Annotated in this window: 17 protein-coding genes; 2 read left to right on the top strand and 15 right to left on the bottom strand. The window is 66.7% G+C overall.

Going from position 1 to position 16,624, the window contains the following annotated elements:
• Positions 1 to 27: 27 nt before the first annotated feature.
• The 4 genes from rarD to lspA are packed head-to-tail and all read right to left on the bottom strand — an operon-like array spanning position 28 to position 3,140.
• Positions 28 to 945, bottom strand: coding sequence for an EamA family transporter RarD (rarD, locus tag L1080_RS12810; protein WP_159921745.1), 918 nt, complete (start codon positions 943 to 945; stop codon positions 28 to 30).
• Positions 942 to 1,649, bottom strand: coding sequence for a hypothetical protein (locus L1080_RS12815; protein WP_250774241.1), 708 nt, complete (start codon positions 1,647 to 1,649; stop codon positions 942 to 944). The genes rarD and L1080_RS12815 overlap by 4 nt, the downstream gene beginning before the upstream one ends.
• Positions 1,621 to 2,529: an RluA family pseudouridine synthase gene (locus L1080_RS12820; RefSeq protein ID WP_201453613.1), complete on the bottom strand. Its 909-nt coding sequence runs from the start codon at positions 2,527 to 2,529 to the stop codon at positions 1,621 to 1,623. The genes L1080_RS12815 and L1080_RS12820 overlap by 29 nt, the downstream gene beginning before the upstream one ends.
• A gap of 14 nt (positions 2,530 to 2,543) precedes the next feature.
• The gene (gene lspA / locus L1080_RS12825; protein ID WP_201453562.1) at positions 2,544 to 3,140 is read right to left on the bottom strand and encodes a signal peptidase II; all 597 of its coding nucleotides are present in this window, start codon (positions 3,138 to 3,140) and stop codon (positions 2,544 to 2,546) included.
• Positions 3,141 to 3,191: 51 nt separating this feature from the next.
• Between lspA and L1080_RS12830 the strand changes: the two genes are divergently transcribed.
• Positions 3,192 to 4,145 (top strand): hypothetical protein, encoded by a 954-nt coding sequence (locus tag L1080_RS12830; RefSeq protein ID WP_208961808.1) that lies wholly within the window; start codon positions 3,192 to 3,194, stop codon positions 4,143 to 4,145.
• Positions 4,145 to 4,888 carry a sensor domain-containing protein gene (locus L1080_RS12835; protein WP_250774239.1) on the top strand — a complete coding sequence of 248 codons (744 nt, stop codon included), beginning with the start codon at positions 4,145 to 4,147 and terminating at the stop codon, positions 4,886 to 4,888. The genes L1080_RS12830 and L1080_RS12835 overlap by 1 nt, the downstream gene beginning before the upstream one ends.
• A 97-nt stretch (positions 4,889 to 4,985) precedes the next feature.
• On the opposite strand, the gene L1080_RS12840 is transcribed toward L1080_RS12835, so the two are convergent.
• The 11 genes from L1080_RS12840 to L1080_RS12890 all read right to left on the bottom strand — a co-directional run bounded on the left by L1080_RS12840 (position 4,986) and on the right by L1080_RS12890 (position 16,513).
• Positions 4,986 to 5,486 (bottom strand): hypothetical protein, encoded by a 501-nt coding sequence (locus L1080_RS12840; RefSeq protein ID WP_159921735.1) that lies wholly within the window; start codon positions 5,484 to 5,486, stop codon positions 4,986 to 4,988.
• Positions 5,487 to 5,641: 155 nt separating this feature from the next.
• Positions 5,642 to 6,991 (bottom strand): DNA polymerase IV, encoded by a 1,350-nt coding sequence (locus L1080_RS12845; protein WP_459030924.1) that lies wholly within the window; start codon positions 6,989 to 6,991, stop codon positions 5,642 to 5,644.
• A gap of 31 nt (positions 6,992 to 7,022) precedes the next feature.
• Positions 7,023 to 10,178 (bottom strand): isoleucine--tRNA ligase, encoded by a 3,156-nt coding sequence (ileS, locus tag L1080_RS12850; RefSeq protein ID WP_250774231.1) that lies wholly within the window; start codon positions 10,176 to 10,178, stop codon positions 7,023 to 7,025.
• 270 nt (positions 10,179 to 10,448) lie between these two features.
• Positions 10,449 to 10,664: a hypothetical protein gene (locus L1080_RS12855; RefSeq protein ID WP_213572412.1), complete on the bottom strand. Its 216-nt coding sequence runs from the start codon at positions 10,662 to 10,664 to the stop codon at positions 10,449 to 10,451.
• A gap of 49 nt (positions 10,665 to 10,713) precedes the next feature.
• Positions 10,714 to 11,559, bottom strand: coding sequence for a DivIVA-like cell division protein Wag31 (gene wag31, locus L1080_RS12860; RefSeq protein ID WP_159921729.1), 846 nt, complete (start codon positions 11,557 to 11,559; stop codon positions 10,714 to 10,716).
• Between the two features lie 102 nt (positions 11,560 to 11,661).
• Positions 11,662 to 11,964, bottom strand: coding sequence for a YggT family protein (locus tag L1080_RS12865; protein WP_005247609.1), 303 nt, complete (start codon positions 11,962 to 11,964; stop codon positions 11,662 to 11,664).
• Positions 11,965 to 12,149: 185 nt separating this feature from the next.
• Positions 12,150 to 12,827, bottom strand: coding sequence for a cell division protein SepF (locus L1080_RS12870; RefSeq protein ID WP_159921727.1), 678 nt, complete (start codon positions 12,825 to 12,827; stop codon positions 12,150 to 12,152).
• A gap of 110 nt (positions 12,828 to 12,937) precedes the next feature.
• Positions 12,938 to 13,693, bottom strand: coding sequence for a YggS family pyridoxal phosphate-dependent enzyme (locus L1080_RS12875; protein WP_250774230.1), 756 nt, complete (start codon positions 13,691 to 13,693; stop codon positions 12,938 to 12,940).
• Between the two features lie 30 nt (positions 13,694 to 13,723).
• Complete coding sequence (gene pgeF / locus L1080_RS12880; RefSeq protein WP_250774228.1) at positions 13,724 to 14,467, bottom strand: peptidoglycan editing factor PgeF; 744 nt, start codon at positions 14,465 to 14,467, stop codon at positions 13,724 to 13,726.
• The gene (gene ftsZ, locus L1080_RS12885) at positions 14,464 to 15,660 is read right to left on the bottom strand and encodes a cell division protein FtsZ (protein WP_109329280.1); all 1,197 of its coding nucleotides are present in this window, start codon (positions 15,658 to 15,660) and stop codon (positions 14,464 to 14,466) included. Before ftsZ ends, pgeF begins: the two co-directional genes overlap by 4 nt.
• A gap of 211 nt (positions 15,661 to 15,871) precedes the next feature.
• Positions 15,872 to 16,513, bottom strand: coding sequence for a cell division protein FtsQ/DivIB (locus L1080_RS12890; RefSeq protein WP_250774226.1), 642 nt, complete (start codon positions 16,511 to 16,513; stop codon positions 15,872 to 15,874).
• Positions 16,514 to 16,624: the final 111 nt, after the last annotated feature.

The following is a 16,624-nucleotide window of genomic DNA, read 5'->3' on the forward strand; positions in this document are numbered from 1 at the left end:
GGGGTGTCGGCGAACTCGTGACGAGAGTTACTGGACGGGCTCCTGTGACGATCGCGCCGACTGCCTTCCGCGCCGAACACGCACCAGCGCATCGGTAGTGAAGATCGCAAGTGCCACCCAGATCAACGCGAATCCGATCCACCGGGAGGCCGGCATGTCCTCGTGCAGGACCGCGACGCCCCACATCATCTGCAGGGCAGGTGTCAAGTATTGCAACATTCCGAGCGTGCGCAGCGGCACTCGCTGCGCGGCAGCACCGAACAGCAGCAGCGGAAGCGCGGTCACCGGGCCGGCGGCGATGAGGAGCAGGCTGTGACCTGGCCCGTGCCCGAGGAACGTGCCGGTGCCGACGACCGACAGGTAGACGAGATAGCCGAGCGCGATCGGTCCCGCAACGATGCCTTCGGCGGTGAGACTGGTCCTCGGGTCCAGCGGCATCACCTTCTTACAGAGCCCGTACAGCGCGAAGGACAGCGCCAGGGTGAGCGCGATGTACGGCGGATGTCCGTAGTCGACGGTGATCACGACGACCGCCGCGGCGGCGAGCGCGAGGGCCACGATCTGCGCCGGCACCAGACGCTCCCGGAAGATCACTACCCCCAGCAGAACGCTCACCAGCGGGTTGATGAAATAGCCGAGTGCAGTCTCGACCACCCGGTCCGACGTCACGCCGTAGATGTACGTGCCCCAGTTGATCGCGATCAATGCCGACGCCGCGGCGACGAGGAGCCATGTCCGCACCCCGAGTCCGCGCAGCGAGCGGATGCGCCCGGACGCCCACAGCACCACGAGCATCAGGGCCAGCGTCCACACCACCCGATGGGCGAGAATCTCGACCGACCCCGCCGGGCCGAGAATTCCGAAGAACGCGGGAAAAGCACCCCAGAGCGCGTAGGCACCGACTCCGCAGGCAACGCCGACGGTTTCCGCCTTCCGCGCTGTCACGGGCCACCTCCGGATACCACCGCACCGTCGTCGGGGCCGGGCGAGACCGTCTGGGCCTGCTCGGGCAGTAGAGGCCGGATCGCGAAACGCCCGAACACCGCGTCGGCGTGCAGCGCCTCGACAGCGCGGACCGCCGAGGTCGAGCGCAGTGCGCCCAACCGGTCGAGGTCCCCCCGCACCACGATGCCGATCACACAGGCGCAGTCGCGCGCGAACTCCTGGGAGGACACCGCAGCAATGTTCCCCTGCCGGACCGTCTCGCCGGTCATGCGCTGGACCCGGGCGGACGCCAGGACGTGTGCGCGTTCGATCGCTGCGGCACCCGAGCCGACCGACACCGGCACGAGCGGCGTCTGGACCCGGTCGAGGGGAAGCCGAAACAGCAACTGTGACACCCGCACCATGGCCGCGACCTCGCGCACGGTGTCGGAGGACACCGGCCGGGTGAACGACACCAGGGCCCAGTGCTCGTTCCCGGGCGGCTGTTCCAGCGTTCCGGCCGCACGAGCCACATAATCGGACACCACTTCGCCGTTGTCCGGACCGAGAGCATCTGACGTGACGAGCGGGGCTCGAACCGGATTGGTGATTCCCAGCACGATCACCAGGAGCAACACCACCGCGATGGTGACACCGACTGGGACGGCGACTCCGGTCGGGCGGCCGCGGATCACCTCAGCTGGACCGGAGAACCTCGAGAGCATCCTCGAGGTCTTTCGGATACTTGGACGTGATTTCCACCCACCGCCCGTCCGCCGGATGCGCGAAGCCGAGCGATCGAGCGTGCAACCACTGGCGCTCGAGACCGAGCCGTTCCGCCAGCCGGGGGTCCGCGCCATAGGTGAGGTCACCGCAGCACGGATGCCGCAGAGCCGCGAAGTGCACGCGGATCTGGTGGGTCCGTCCCGTCTCGAGGTGAATGTCCAGCAGGCTCGCCGCCTGAAACGCCTCCACGGTGTCGTAGTGCGTGATGCTGGGCTTGCCGTCCGCGGTGACCGTGAACTTCCAGTCGTTGCTGCGATGCCGCCCGATCGGTGCGTCGATGGTTCCGCTACTCGGATCGGGGTGACCCTGCACGAGGGCGTGATACCGCTTGTCGATGGTCCGCTGTTTGAATGCGCGCTTGAGAAGCGTGTAGGCGCGCTCGGACGTGGCCACCACCATCACACCCGACGTGCCGACGTCGAGCCGATGGACGATGCCCTGCCGTTCGTGCGCACCCGACGTCGAAATCCGGAAACCTGCGGCGGCCAGGCCGCCGATCACCGTGGGACCGGTCCAGCCCACACTGGCATGGGCGGCCACACCCACCGGCTTGTCGACTGCGACGACGTCGTCGTCGGCGTACAGGATTTCCATACCCTCGACGGGTTCCGCCTCGATCGTCAGCGGGCGCGGCGGCTCCGGGAGTTCCACCTCCAGCCACGTCCCGGCCGAGAGTCGATCGGATTTTCCGACGGGCGCTCCGTCGACGAGAACCGACCCGTCCTCGGTGAGCTGCGCGACCGCGGTCCTCGAGAGCCCGAGCAGTCGCGCGAGGCCGGCGTCGACCCGCATCGAGTCGAGCCCGTCCGGGACCGGCATCGACCGAGTTTCCCTCACTTCTTCTCCACCTTCCGAGTTCCGTCCGGTTCGAGGCCTATCAGGGTGAGCACGACGAGTAAGACCGCACCGCACACGATGCCGGAGTCGGCCACATTGAACACCGGCCACCAGCCGACGGAGACGAAGTCGACGACGTGCCCCTGCATCACTCCCGGTGCCCGGAAGAAACGGTCGACCAAGTTGCCCAGGGCGCCACCGAGGACGAGTCCCAGACCGAGCGCCCACCACGGTGACCGCAGAGTCCGTCCGATGCGCACGACCCCGATGACCACACCGACGGCCACCAGCGTGAGCAACCACGTCATGCCCGTGGCCATCGAGAACGCGGCACCCGGGTTGCGCACGAGACGCAGCGTGACCACGTCGCCGATCACCCGAACCGACTCCCCCGGCTCGATCCTGGCAACGGCGAGCACCTTGGTCACGAGGTCGGTGATCAGCACGACACCGGCGATCACGAACAGCAACCGCATGCGCTGATACCGTGCAGCCGCGGGCGCGGAGGTGGTGGTCGTGTCGGTGTCGTTCGGGTCTTCGGCGGCGGTGTCGTTCTCGGCCGCGGGGTCTTGACTCACCCGTCCATCATCCACTACGCGGGCAAGCCGCGGTTCACGCGCTCCCGTGCCCACTAACCTGGGGGCGTGCCACTGTTCTCGAAAGCTTCGCGACCCGGTTCCTCTCTCCTCGCCGCAACACTCTCCCTGGTCGCTCTGGCCGCGGGCTGTGGAAGTGACGACGACTCCTCGCAGGCAGGTCCCGCGGGAACCACGTCGACCACCGCCGAGGTGACGGTCCCCATCTCCGCGACGACCGTCCGGCTGACTCGGCCCGGTGACGAGCCGCGAGAGGTGCTTCAGCGCCGGCCGGCGGTAGACGTCGCCCAGCAGGTGCAGCTGACCACGGGCGCCGAGGTATTCCAGCGGATCGACGATCAGCCGGTCCAGGACTTTTCCTCCCCCGAGATCACGGTGCCCCTCACCGCGGTGGTCACACGCCCGACCGAAGACGCCGACGGGGCCATCGCCCTCGACCTCACGCTCGGCGCCGTGACGAGTCCGGACTCCCGCCTGGCGAGCGCCCTGGAAGCGAGCAAGGGATCCGGGGCCGGCTTCACGTTCGATTCGACCGGCGCGATCACCGCCCTTCGCCTCCGTCCTGCGGCCGAATCGCAGGACATAGCGCGTTCGGCAATCGAGCAGGCGTTCTATCAGGCGGTGTACCGCACTATCGCCTTCCCCGCCGAACCCGTCGGCATAGGAGCGCAGTGGACCATCCATCAGAAAGTCATGAGCGGCATCGCCCTGGATCAAACCACTGTCGCCACCCTCACCGCGCGCGACGGGAACCGGGTGACCATCGACTACACCGTCGACCAGACACCGCAGTCACCGATCTGGCAGCTCCCCGGTGAGGCGGGGACCCTGAACGTCGACCAGTACGTCATGCGGGGGGCGGGCACGACGACCGTCGATCTCGGCCTTCCGCTGCCTGTCGCCGGGACGGTAACCGTGTCCGGTGAGCAGCAATACAGTGACCCGGAGGGCGCCACCCTTCTGCGGCAGACCACCTCGAACCGGGTGCAGTGGGGATCCTGATGCGCGCCAGTGCCATCGCTGCCGTCCTGACAGCCCTCGCAGTGTCGGCGTGCTCGTCCGCCGCAGACAGCGAACCGGGATCCGACGAGTTCCTCGCACCGCTCGGCCCGATGGTGACGGCGCCCCCCGACGCCTCCGGTGCTCCGTTCACCGATTCGGCCGTGCTACGGGCTGCACTGCTCGACGTCGGTGACCTTCCCGTCGGCTTCTCCCCCGTCGCCGACCCCGAGGAGGACCTCGGACTCCCGCCGGCCTCCGAGGCCGCGCAGTCCGACAAATCGAGCACCGACCCGGCCCTGTGCAGCGCCGTCCTGTCCCCTGTTGCGGATCAGCATCCCGGCGCCGCTGCGTCCGCGTCGGCCTGGTTTCAGGGCCCGAACTTCACGACCGTCGATCAAGATGCGACGAGCTACCCCACGGCCGCCGACGCGGCACAGGCGTTCACCGACATCCAGACCACCCTCGCCCAGTGCACCGACTACTCCGGCACGGACGCCGACGGGGTGGACGTGCAGTACCGGGTCGGCGGCCGGGACGGACGACCCGCGGGCGATGCGTCGACCGGGTTCCGGCTCATCACCACCAGTGACGGCTTCAGCCTCGTCTCGGATGTGGTCGTCGCGATGACCGGATGCACCGTGACCCAGTTGGTGGCCACCGGGCAGGAGCCGATCGACGAGGGCGTCTTCGAGGACATGACGCACGCCGCCGTGAGCAAGCTCGCGTCCGCGCCTGCCAGCTGAGCGGCCGACTCGAAACGACCGATGCCGGCGTCCCGTGACGGGACGCCGGCATCGGCACCTACTTTTTATCGGTCCGTCGGGACCGGATCGTCTTCGATCAGGCGGGGCACGCCGGCGAGGTCAGCTGCGCGAGCGACACGATCTGGCACGCGGTGACCTTCGACAGCTTCCATTCGCCGTTCTCGCCCGGGATGAAGATCGCGGGCAGACCACCCTGCTGAACCTGGCCGTTGACGGTCAGCTGCAGCTGGCCACTGGCGGTGCCGTCACCGTTGTCGATGACCGGGTCGAGCACGGTGACCTCGGCGTTGTTTGCCTTGGCTGCGGCGGCGACCTGGTTGATCAGCTGAGGGTCCTGCTCGGAGCCCTCGACCATGACCGACTTCTCCTCGAGGGGCGTGTTGGGATCGAGACCCTTGACGAGCAGAGCGTTGAGTTCGGCGGCGGTGGGCACCTCGATGGCTTCCGAGGTTTCGGCTGCGGAAGTCGTGGTGGTCGTGGTCTTGGTCGCCGTGTCGCTGTCGTCCGAACCACAGGCGGACATCGTGAGGGCTGCGGCGATCGCTACTGCGGCAACCGTGATCTTACGAAGCTTCAACTGAATAACCTCTTCATTCTCGGGTGTTCGTTCTCGGGCGAACTCAGCATCGAAGTGCTGCATCCTGGGGCAACATTACCCAAGGGTAAGCACCAGCCCCCGAGGCTACCTTCTCGCCGAGCCACCCTCCACTCCGTCCCAGCCAGGCCGGAACCTCAGGCGAGGGAGCCCTCCACTCCTGCGTGCTCGAGTTGCTCGTCGTCCTCCTTGAACGTGCGGGCTATGCCGGGACCTGTTGTGCGCGTTTCGAATCGGACGGTCACGACACCATGCCCCGCCCCCTGGACCCACCCGTGCCCGAAGTCGGGGTGCCTCACGTCCAGACCCGGATGCCATCGTCGATCGGGTTCGCGTGCCGGGATCGGCTGCACGGGCGACACCGCGTCGCCGCCTTCGTTTCGCGTCGCCGCCGAGTCCGGATAGCCGGGCACGTCCAGATCCAGTTCGGGGAACAGCGACCCTTGCCGCACCGTCGACAGACCGGCGAAGCCGACCCCGACAAGGCGTACGGGACCGAGCTCGAGAGGGTCGATCACCTGCCGCTGAGCCGCGGCGACCAGGGTGGGACGATCCAGGGTGGCGTAGGGCAAGGTGACCGATCGGGTGACGATGCTCATGTCCGCCTTCTTCAACTTGAGCACCACCGTCCGTGCCGCGCGGCCGTCCTTCTGCAGGCGCGCGAAGGCGGAACCCGCACTCGACTCGACCGCTCCCCGAAGCTCCGCGAGGGTGACGATGTCGGTGGCATAGGTGGTCTCGGCACTGACCTGTTTCGACTCGGCCCGCTCGGCAACTGGCCGATTGTCGATCCCCCGCGCCAGCCGGTGCAGGCCGGGGCCGACCGTGGTGCCGAGAATGGAAGCCACCTCGGATTCGGGAGTGCGCGCGAAACTTCCGATCGTCTCGATGCCGAGGCGTTTGAGCTTGTCCTCGGCGACGGGACCTATGCCCCACAACTTCCGCACGGGCAACCCGTCGAGCAACTCCTGCTGTTCCTCCGGCGCGATGACGGTGATTCCATTCGGCTTGGCCAGACCGGACGCGATCTTTGCCACCTGCTTGCCGGATCCCGCACCGATCGACGCGACCAGTCCGGTTTCTTCGAAGACCAGGGCGCGCAGGGCTTCGCAGTACCGGCGGACAGTGGCCGGGTCCACCCCGGCCAGCTCCGCCGGTTCACCGAACGCCTCGTCCATCGACAGCTGCTCGAGCACGGGCATGGGGCCACGCAGCGCATCGAACACGGACTTGCTCAACATCCCGTACAGCCGGCCGCGCGGCGGCAACACGACGGCACCGGGCCCGACGAGTCGCCGGGCCTGGTGCATCGGCATCGCGGAACGGGCGCCGAACACCCGCGCCTCGTAACTGGCCCCGGCGACCACCCCACGACCGCCGAGCCCACCGACGAGCACCGGGCGGCCACGCAACGTCGGCCGGGTGAGCTGCTCCACGGAGGCGAAGAAGGCATCCATGTCGAGGTGCAGCACCCATCGACGACTCACCTGGTGCAACCTACCCGCGTGGTCCGACAGATCACACCTTCGAGATGGCCGCCCGCACACCCTCACCGAGCTCGACCGCGTCGGCGGGCGCCTCTGCCAGTTCGAGCTCGACAGCGAGGATCTCGCCCGCGATCAGCTCGCGGTGAGCACGTGCCCAGTCCCGCCGTTCGGCCGGGACCTCGAGCACCACGGTGATCCGGTCCGACACGTCGAGGCCCGCCGCCCGGCGCGCATCCTGCAACTCACGGATGCGGTCCTTCGCCCAGCCCTCGGCTTCGAGTTCCTCGGTGACGGCGGAGTCGAGAACCACCAGGCCGGCCCCATCAGGCAGGGCTGCCGTCGACTCCGGTTCGGCGGCGACCAGCCGCTGCGTGTACTCCTCCGGCAGCAACTCGATCCCCGCCGCGGTGACGACGCCGTCCGAGTTCTCCGACCAGTCACCGGCCTTCACGGCCTTGATGACGGTCTGCACGTCCTTGCCCAGGCGCGGCCCCGCGGCACGCGCGTTGACGACGAGCTCGAAACGGCCGTGCACGTCCACATCCGTCGTGAGGTCGACCTTCTTCACATTCACCTCGTCGGCAATCAGTCCCAGGTAGGGGCGCAGACGCTCGGCGTCGTCCGCGGCCACCGTCACCTCCGGCAGCGGCAACCGCACCCGCAGGTTCTGGGCCTTCCGCAGACCCAGCACCGTCGAACACACCGACCGAACCTCGTCCATCGCCGACACCAACTCCGCATCCGCCGGCAAATCACCTGCGGCCGGCCAGTCGGCGAGGTGCACGGACCGTCCGCCGGTGAGCCCACGCCAGATGACCTCACTGATCAGCGGCAGCAACGGAGCGGCGAGCCGGGTGACCACTTCGAGTACCGTGTGGAGGGTGTCGACGGCGTCCTTGTCCTCGTCCCAGAAACGCGAACGCGACCGCCGCACATACCAGTTCGTCAACGCATCACAGAACGTGCGCAGTTCGTCGCACGCCCCGGCGATGTCGTTCGTCTCGAGCGCATCGGTGATCACGTCCCTGGTGCCGGCCAGCTTGGCGAGGATGTACCGGTCGAGGACGTTGGTCGAGTCGGTCCGCCACTGACCCGACTTCGGCGCGTACAGCTGCAGGAAACTCCAAGCGTTCCACAACGGCAGCAGCGCCTGCCGGACACCCTCACGGATGCCCTGCTCGGTGACCACGAGATTTCCGCCCCGCAGGATCGGCGAAGACATGAGGAACCACCGCATGGCGTCCGAACCGTCGCGCTCGAACACCTCCTTGACATCCGGGTAGTTGCCCTTCGACTTGCTCATCTTCAGTCCGTCGTCACCGAGGACGATGCCGTGGGCCGCAACCGTCTTGAACGCGGGACGGTCGAACAATGCCGTCGCCAGCACGTGCAGCGTGTAGAACCAGCCGCGGGTCTGACCGTTGTACTCCACGATGAAATCGCCCGGGAAGTGCGCGGTGTCATCCCCCGTCGCCCCAATGAACCACTCACGGTTCTCGAACGGGTAATGCACCTGGGCGTACGGCATCGACCCGGATTCGAACCAGCAGTCGAGCACCTCGGGCACGCGACGCATCATCGACTTCCCCGTCGGATCGTCCGGGTTCGGGCGCACGAGGTCGTCGATCATCGGCCGGTGCAGATCGGTCGGGCGCACGCCGAAGTCGCGCTCGAGTTCGTCGAGCGAGCCGTACACGTCGGTCCGCGGATAGGCCGGGTCGTCGGAGACCCACACCGGGATGGGGCTGCCCCAGTACCTGTTCCGGCTGATGTTCCAGTCTCGGGCACCCTCGAGCCACTTGCCGAACTGTCCGTCGCGGATGTGCTCCGGCACCCAGGTGATCTCCTGGTTCAGTTCCACCATCCGATCGCGGAACTTGGTGACCGCGACGAACCACGACGGGACCGCCATGTAGATGAGCGGCTGCCCGCTGCGCCAGCTGTGCGGATACGAGTGCTCAATCGTCTCGTGCCGCAGCAACTTTCCAGCAGCCTTGAGGTCCTTGATGATCGCCGGGTTCGCGTCGAACACCTGGAGCCCCTCGTAGGGCGGCACCATCGACGTGAACTTGCCACCCGCGTCGAGCGGCTGGACCAATTCGATGCCGTTGCGGAGGCAGTAGTCGTAGTCCTCCTCACCGAAAGCCGGGGCCATGTGCACGATTCCGGTACCGGACTCGGTGGTGACGTAGTCGGCCGAGATGACGCGGTGCGCGTTCTCGTGACCGGCAAAGAAGTCGAACGGCGGGTCGTAGTGCAGACCGATGAGGTCGGCCCCCGTGTGCTCGGACAGCACGTCCGGCGAGTCCCCGAGTTCCCGCGCGTAGTGGCCCAGACGATCGCGGGCGAGCACATAGCGTTTCCCGTCGAGACCCGACACCTGCACGTAGTCGATGTCGGGGTGCACCGCGATCGCGAGGTTGGACGGCAGAGTCCACGGCGTCGTGGTCCAGATGATCGCGTTCGCGCCGTCCAGCGGGCCCTCACCGCGCAGCGGCATGTCGACGGTGACGGCCGGGTCCTGACGCATCTTGTAGGCGTCGTCGAGTCGGGTCTCCTGATTCGACAGCGGCGTCTGCTCGTACCAGCTGTACGGCAGTACGCGGAAACCCTGGTAGATCAGCCCCTTGTCGAACAACTCCTTGAAGGCCCACATGACCGACTCCATGAAGTCGAGGTCCAGGGTCTTGTAATCGTTGTCGAAGTCGACCCACCTGGCCTGACGGGTGACATAGTTGCGCCACTCGTCGGTGTATCGCAGAACCGAGGACTTGCAGTATTCGTTGAACTTCTCGAGACCCATGACGTCGATCTCGGACTTGTCCTTGATGCCGAGCTGCTTCTCCGCCTCGAGTTCGGCCGGAAGGCCGTGGCAGTCCCAGCCGAACCGGCGCTCGACCTTCTTGCCGCGCATGGTCTGGAAACGTGGGATGAGGTCTTTGACATACCCGGTCAACAGGTGACCGTAGTGCGGAAGACCGTTGGCGAACGGCGGTCCGTCGTAGAAGACGAATTCCTCGGCACCTTCACGCTGTGTCACGGACGCCCGGAAAGTGTCGTCCTCGTCCCACCCCGCGAGCACACGCTGCTCCACCTGAGGGAACTTGACGCCCGCATCCTGCGGAACGCCGTAATCGACCTTCGGGTAGGACTCGTTGGTGCTGGTGACGTTACTGGTGGTGCTCACCGCGATCTCCTCGTGCCTGACGTACTCGGCACGGGGACGACGGGGACGCCTCCTGCGTCACCACCGCGGTACCACCCCGCTTGCACTCCGAGGAGTGCCTCTCACTAGCGGGCTGTGACGGGCCCACCCGTTCGGTTCTACTGAGCCTGCGTACGGCCGTTCTTCCGAAGGCTCCCCGGTGATGGCCGGATCGACGCCGTGGTTGTCTCGCTATCTGAAATTGCTCGCTCTACGTAGTGTAGTCGTCCTCGCCGTGGGAAACCGGCGCGGTCAGTCACTCGACGGGTCGGTGGGCGGAACTGAATCGGTACCGCGGCCGGACACCGCTGCCGTCCGCCTGCCCGCGAGGGCACTGATCAACAGCAGCACCGCACCCGCGACGCACACCACGATGCATCCCCAGGCCCAGATGACCGAACCGGTCATCAGAGCGACCACCAGGAGGGCGAACCCCACCGCTGCAAGAACGAGTGTCACGACCAGCACGGCTCAACCTCTATCCGGGCCGCTGGCTGGGCAACTTCCGCACGCTCAGTCAGCTATTGCCCTTGGCGTAGGACTGGCTGTAATTCGACTGCGATCCGCCCTGCGCGAACGAATCCTGACCACCGTCCACCGGAACGGCGGAACCCCGCTGCTCCAGCTCCTCGAGCTGCGACTCCAGGTACGACTTCAGCCGCACGCGGTATTCACGCTCGAAGGTCTTGAGCTGCTCGATGCGACCCTCCAGCACCGACCGCTGCTGGTTGATCGTCGCCATGATCTCGGTGTGCTTCTTCTCCGCGTCGGCCTGCAGTGCGTCGGCCTTCTCCTTGGCCTGCCGCAGCTGGGTCTCGGAACGAGTCTGCGCGTCCGTGATCAGCGCCTCGGACTTCTGCCGAGCATCCGCAATCATCGATTCCGAACGCTGCCGCGCGTCGCTGACCAGCTGCTCCGAATTGGTGCGGGCATTACCGAGAAGCTGCTCGGATTCGGTCTTCGCATCGCTGGTGAGGCGATCAGCCATCTCCTGGGCGAGCCCGAGCACCTTGGCGGCCTGCATATGAGCGTCCGCTCCCTGCGGTGCCGCCTGCGGTGCCGCGGCGGCCGGGGCCGGTGCGGGCGCCGGCGCCTTGGGCTGCTCGACGACACGAGCGGGCTCGGCCTTGGGCGCAGGCGTTGAGGCTGCGCCGGACGGGCGCGGGGCCTTCTTCGCATCGGCGAGTTCCTTGTCGAGCTCACCCACTCGCTGCCGAAGGTCGGCGTTCTCCTCGATCAGGCGCGACAACTCTTGCTCGACAAGGTCGAGAAACGCATCGACCTCGTCTTCGTTGTAGCCCCGCTTACCGATCGGCGGCTTGCTGAACGCGACATTGTGCACATCAGCTGGAGTCAGCGGCATGGAAGGATCCCTTCACGCGTCATTTGGCGGTCTAGCAAGCATTCAGTTACAGCGCAGTCTACGTAACGGTGAACCAACACTGGATCAATGGGGTCCATTCTGTCACACCAGACCCGTAGCACGCGCTTGCCCCTGAACGATCGACATCAGGATGAAGACGATGAACAGCAAGACCATGATGGATAGATCCAACCGCACCCCGCCGAGATTTATCGGGGGGATCAACCGCCGCAGCAGCTTGACCGGCGGATCTGTGACCGTAAATATCGCCTCGAGAATGACGACCACGACGCCGGTCGGCCGCCAGTCCCGAGCGAAGGTCCGTACGAACTCGACGATGATTCTGCCGATGAGAAGCAGCCAGAAAACGAACAGTATCAAATAGATCACCGAGAACAAGGCCACACCTTCACTCTGCCTGAAACAGTTCGGTCTATCAAAACGGGCCGCGTGACCAGGGCACTCTGCACCTCAGCCACCGCAGCCTGCGTGATGTCCGAACGTCCTGATCCCGATGATCACCCTTCGGTTTCCCTGACCGCTTCGCCTATGCCTGCTGCACGCAGTGCCTATTTCCGCTGCACGCCGTGCTACTTCTGACTGTAGAAGCCCGTCTCGGCGATCCGGCGGCGCTCCTCGGCCGAGACGTCGATATCGGCGGGTGAGAGCAAGAACACCTTCGTTGCCACCTTGTCGAAGGAGCCGCGCAAGGCGAACGCGAGGCCCGCCGCGAAGTCGACGAGACGTTTCGCGTCAGCGTTGCTCATCTCCACGAGGTCCATGATGACCGGGGTGCCGTCGCGGAACCGCTCACCGATGGTGCGCGCCTCGCTGTAGTCGCGGGGTCGCAGCGTCGTGATCTTCGAGAGCGGACCGCCCTCGTCGAAGAGAGGTCCGCGGCGGCTTTCCACCCGCTCGGATCGAGTATCGACAGCGAGCGCACCGCGGGTGCTCCCCCGGACCGACCCACTCACGCCGGGGCGCGCCGAACGCACAGCCACAGGCTCGACCCGCGACGCGTGCCGCGGGCCTTCATAGCGGTCGAACTCGTCGTCGAGATCGTCGCGCCGACCCGGGGCATATGCCGCCTTGCTGAACGAAGGCTCGGCGAAGTCCCGGTCGTCGCGGTCGAGATACGGATCACGTCCACCGTCCCGTACCGGGCGTGCAGGCCTGCGCGCAGGCTCCGGCTCGTCCAGGTACTCGTCCTCGTAGTCGTCGAGGGGAACCATGCCGAAGTAAGCCTTGAACTTGTGCAGACTGCTCATTGATCGACCTTCCTTGGCGCGGCGGACAGGATCCCGCTACGACCGGTCGCAGCGGTGTGGACGGGTTGGCGATCACCCAGCCGACTTTCCTTCGAGGCTCGCCTCGGCGATCATTTCGAGGTTATAGGCCTCGCGCCCAACAGAGCGGTTCCGACACGCACGCACGTCGACCCGTGTCGGACAGCGTGCTCGAGATCATTCGTCATCCCCGCTGAGAGCTCCGTCGCATCGGGATGCTCCAAGCACAACCGGGCGTGAATGTTGTACAGCTCCTCGAATGCCGCATCCGGGTCGGCCTCGATCGGCGGGACGGCCATCAAACCCCGGAATTCGAGGTGTGGAGCCGACCGAACCTGCGCCGCAAGGCTTTCGAGGTCGCCCACCACAGCGCCGCCGCGCTGCGGATCACCGTCGAGGCTGACCTGGAGCAACACCCGGAGCGGCTCCGTGCGTTCTCCCGCCTCGACGGCCGCGGTCGCTGCCTTACCGAGCGCGCCGACCAGGCGCTCGCTGTCCACCGAGTGAATTGCGTACGCCCACTGGGCGATCGCCCGGGCCTTGTTGCGTTGCAGGTGGCCGATCATGTGCCACCGCACCGCCGGGTCCGGATTTCGGGCGCGGAACTCGCCGATCTTCGCGGTCGCTTCCTGCTCACGCGACTCACCGAACTCGCGGCAACCGAGTTCATAGAGGATGCGGGCATCGGACTCCGGGAAAAACTTGGTGACCGGGAGGAGCGTCACCTCCGAGGGTTCGCGTCCCGCCGCACGGCACGCCGCATCCAGCCGCTGCCGGACAGCCCCGAGCGCATCCGAAACCTGCGCGACACGGTCACCCGCTCCGCTCGCCTCCGGAACACGATCCATCGCCGTCAACTCCCACACCCTCTCGCGCGCCTACCTGCCGCCCTGCCCAGTATCCATCCAGATCACCGCTGCGAGCCGGCCGGTCGGTGCCTCCCGCCGATGACTGAAGAGGGTCCGGTCCTCGATGGTGCAACGCGGATCCTCGGCGACACCTGACACTCCCGCGTCGAGCAGTTGCCTGCGGATGCCGGCCCGCAGGTCGAGACCGGGGGTCCCCTTCACCGTGCGGGCGGCACTGCCGGGAAGGTACTTTTCGACGTCCGCCTGCATTGCGGCGGGAACCTCGTACTGGCGTCCACTCGCGGCCGGGCCGAGGAAGGCACCGATCCGTCCGATCCGGGCGCCCTGCTCCACCATCACCTCGAGAACCCGGGGGACGATACCGATGCGTGCACCGATCCGTCCGGCGTGCACGGCCGCGATGACGCCCGCCTCCTCGTCGGAGAGCAGGACGGGCACACAGTCGGCGCTGAGTGTGGCCAGCGCCAAACCCGGCACCGTGGTCACCAACGCGTCGGTTGCCGGCACAGCCGTATCGGTCGGTCTGTCGACCACCGTCACCGTGCGACTGTGTATCTGTTCCATCCAGATCAGGTGGTCGAACGGAACACCGATCTTGTCGGCCAGCCGACGACGATTGGCCTCTACCGCGCCGGGGTCGTCCCCCACGTGGTCACCCAGATTGAAGGACTCGTACGGTCCGACGGAGTGCCCACCCGCACGTGCGGTGACGACGCGGCGAACCCGGAATCCGGGTCCCGACGGCGACGTCAACGACGCATGAAGGAGGGCACGTCGACGTCGTCTTCGCCCTCCTCGTCGGACACCGGCACGGGCCGGGAAGAGCCGTTTCCGGACAACGGAGGCAGACTGCTCGCGCTGTGCGAGCTGATCGTCTCGCGGGTCACGGACATCGGCTCACCGCCCTGCGGCTCCGCGCCCTGGTTCACTTCACCCGCGCGTCCGGCCCCGATGGCGCTGCGGCCGGCGGCGGTGGACTCGACCGGACGACGGGCAGGCGTGCCGCCGTCGAATCCGGCGGCGATGACGGTGACCCGCACCTCGTCACCCAACGAGTCGTCGATCACGGTGCCGAAGATGATGTTGGCATCGATGTGCGCCGCTTCCTGGACGAGCGAGGCGGCCTCGTTGATCTCGAACAGTCCGAGGTCGCTGCCACCCGCGATCGACAGCAGGACGCCGCGCGCACCCTCCATCGATGCTTCGAGGAGAGGTGAGTTGATCGCGGACTCGGCAGCCTTGATGGCACGCCCCTCACCGCGCGAGGACCCGATGCCCATCAGCGCGCTACCGGCCCCGGACATGACGCCCTTGACGTCGGCGAAGTCGACGTTGATCAGACCCGGGGTGGTGATGAGGTCGGTGATGCCCTGAACACCGTTGAGGAGGACCTCGTCGGCGCTACGGAACGCATCCATGAGGCTCACCGCGGCGTCACCGAGCTGAAGAAGGCGGTCGTTCGGGATGACGATGAGGGTGTCGCACGATTCGCGCAGCGACTGGATGCCGGTATCGGCCTGCCCGCCGCGACGCTTCCCCTCGAACGAGAAGGGCCGGGTCACCACACCGACGGTCAGGGCCCCGAGCTTGCGCGCGATACTCGCGACGACGGGGGCGCCGCCGGTACCCGTACCGCCGCCCTCACCGGCCGTGACGAACACCATGTCGGCGCCCTTGAGCACTTCCTCGATCTCGTCCTTGTGGTCTTCTGCGGCCTTGCGGCCGACTTCGGGATCCGCGCCGGCTCCGAGGCCGCGGGTGAGTTCACGGCCGACGTCGAGCTTGACGTCGGCATCACTCATCAGCAGCGCTTGCGCGTCCGTGTTGACGGCAATGAACTCAACTCCCTTGAGTCCCTGCTCGATCATCCGGTTGACTGCGTTCACGCCGCCGCCGCCGATGCCGACGACCTTTATTACGGCGAGGTAGTTGTGCGGGGGCGTCATCGGCTCTCGCCTTCCATGAGTGTGTATCACGCTTTCGTACAAATCAGTCGGGGTAAACTCTCAACCTGAACCATAGGGTTACGGTTATGTCAAGTGCTCGACTAGAGCGAAACGCTATGCACCGTCATCGGGATACGCCATTAGGCGCGCCGAGACTCGCCGAGTTATTTGACGAACTCGCTCGCGGGAGCCAACTACGAATTTCATTCCCCTACCGCACCGTCGGGAGATCAGGACTCGACACGTCGTACGTCTGCCCGGGCTGAGTCAGCAGGGGCAAGGTGACCGCCGCCTTGCGTTCGGACTTCTCCGTGCCGCCCCACACCACGACGCGGCCGTCGAGCAACGTCACCGAGATGTCCGAAATGGATTTGGCCGCAACCTCACCCACCTGCCCGCGCAATTGCGGCGGCATCGACTCGAGCACCTCGAGCGCAGCCGCGGTACTGGGATCACCCCACCCGGGAGTGTCGGTCACCAGGCGAGGAACGCCGGGAGGCGGTGGCGCGATCTCGTAGTCGACAGCGTCGGCGTCCAGAAGATGCGTGCCGTCGGGAGTATCGACGAACACGACCGGCACGCGTTCGGTCACCGTCACCCGGATGGTGGACGGATACATTCTCTGCACGCGGGCGGTAGCCACCTTGGGGATCGCGGCGACCCGCTGCGCGGCCGCCACAGTGTCGACGCGCAGCAGTGGCTGCCCCTGCGGCACGGCGAGTACCTGTCGAATCTGTTCCTCGGGAATGGTCGTGGCACCCGCGACATCGGTGGACCGGACCGACAACAGCGGCGTGAACCAGGCCACCAGACCGAGCGCCACGACCACCACGACACCGATCAGACCGGTCACCGCCGGCCTCCGGTACCACGGCCGTCCCGGCCCCTGCTCCACGTCCGGAGATGCTGCGGCCGGGACCGATCCGCGCGGTCTGCGAGTGGACGGGTCACCGCCCGGCGGCGT

Source organism: Rhodococcus sp. MSC1_016 (assembly GCF_023667485.2).
In the GTDB taxonomy this organism is placed as follows: Bacteria; Actinomycetota; Actinomycetes; order Mycobacteriales; family Mycobacteriaceae; genus Rhodococcus_F; species Rhodococcus_F oxybenzonivorans.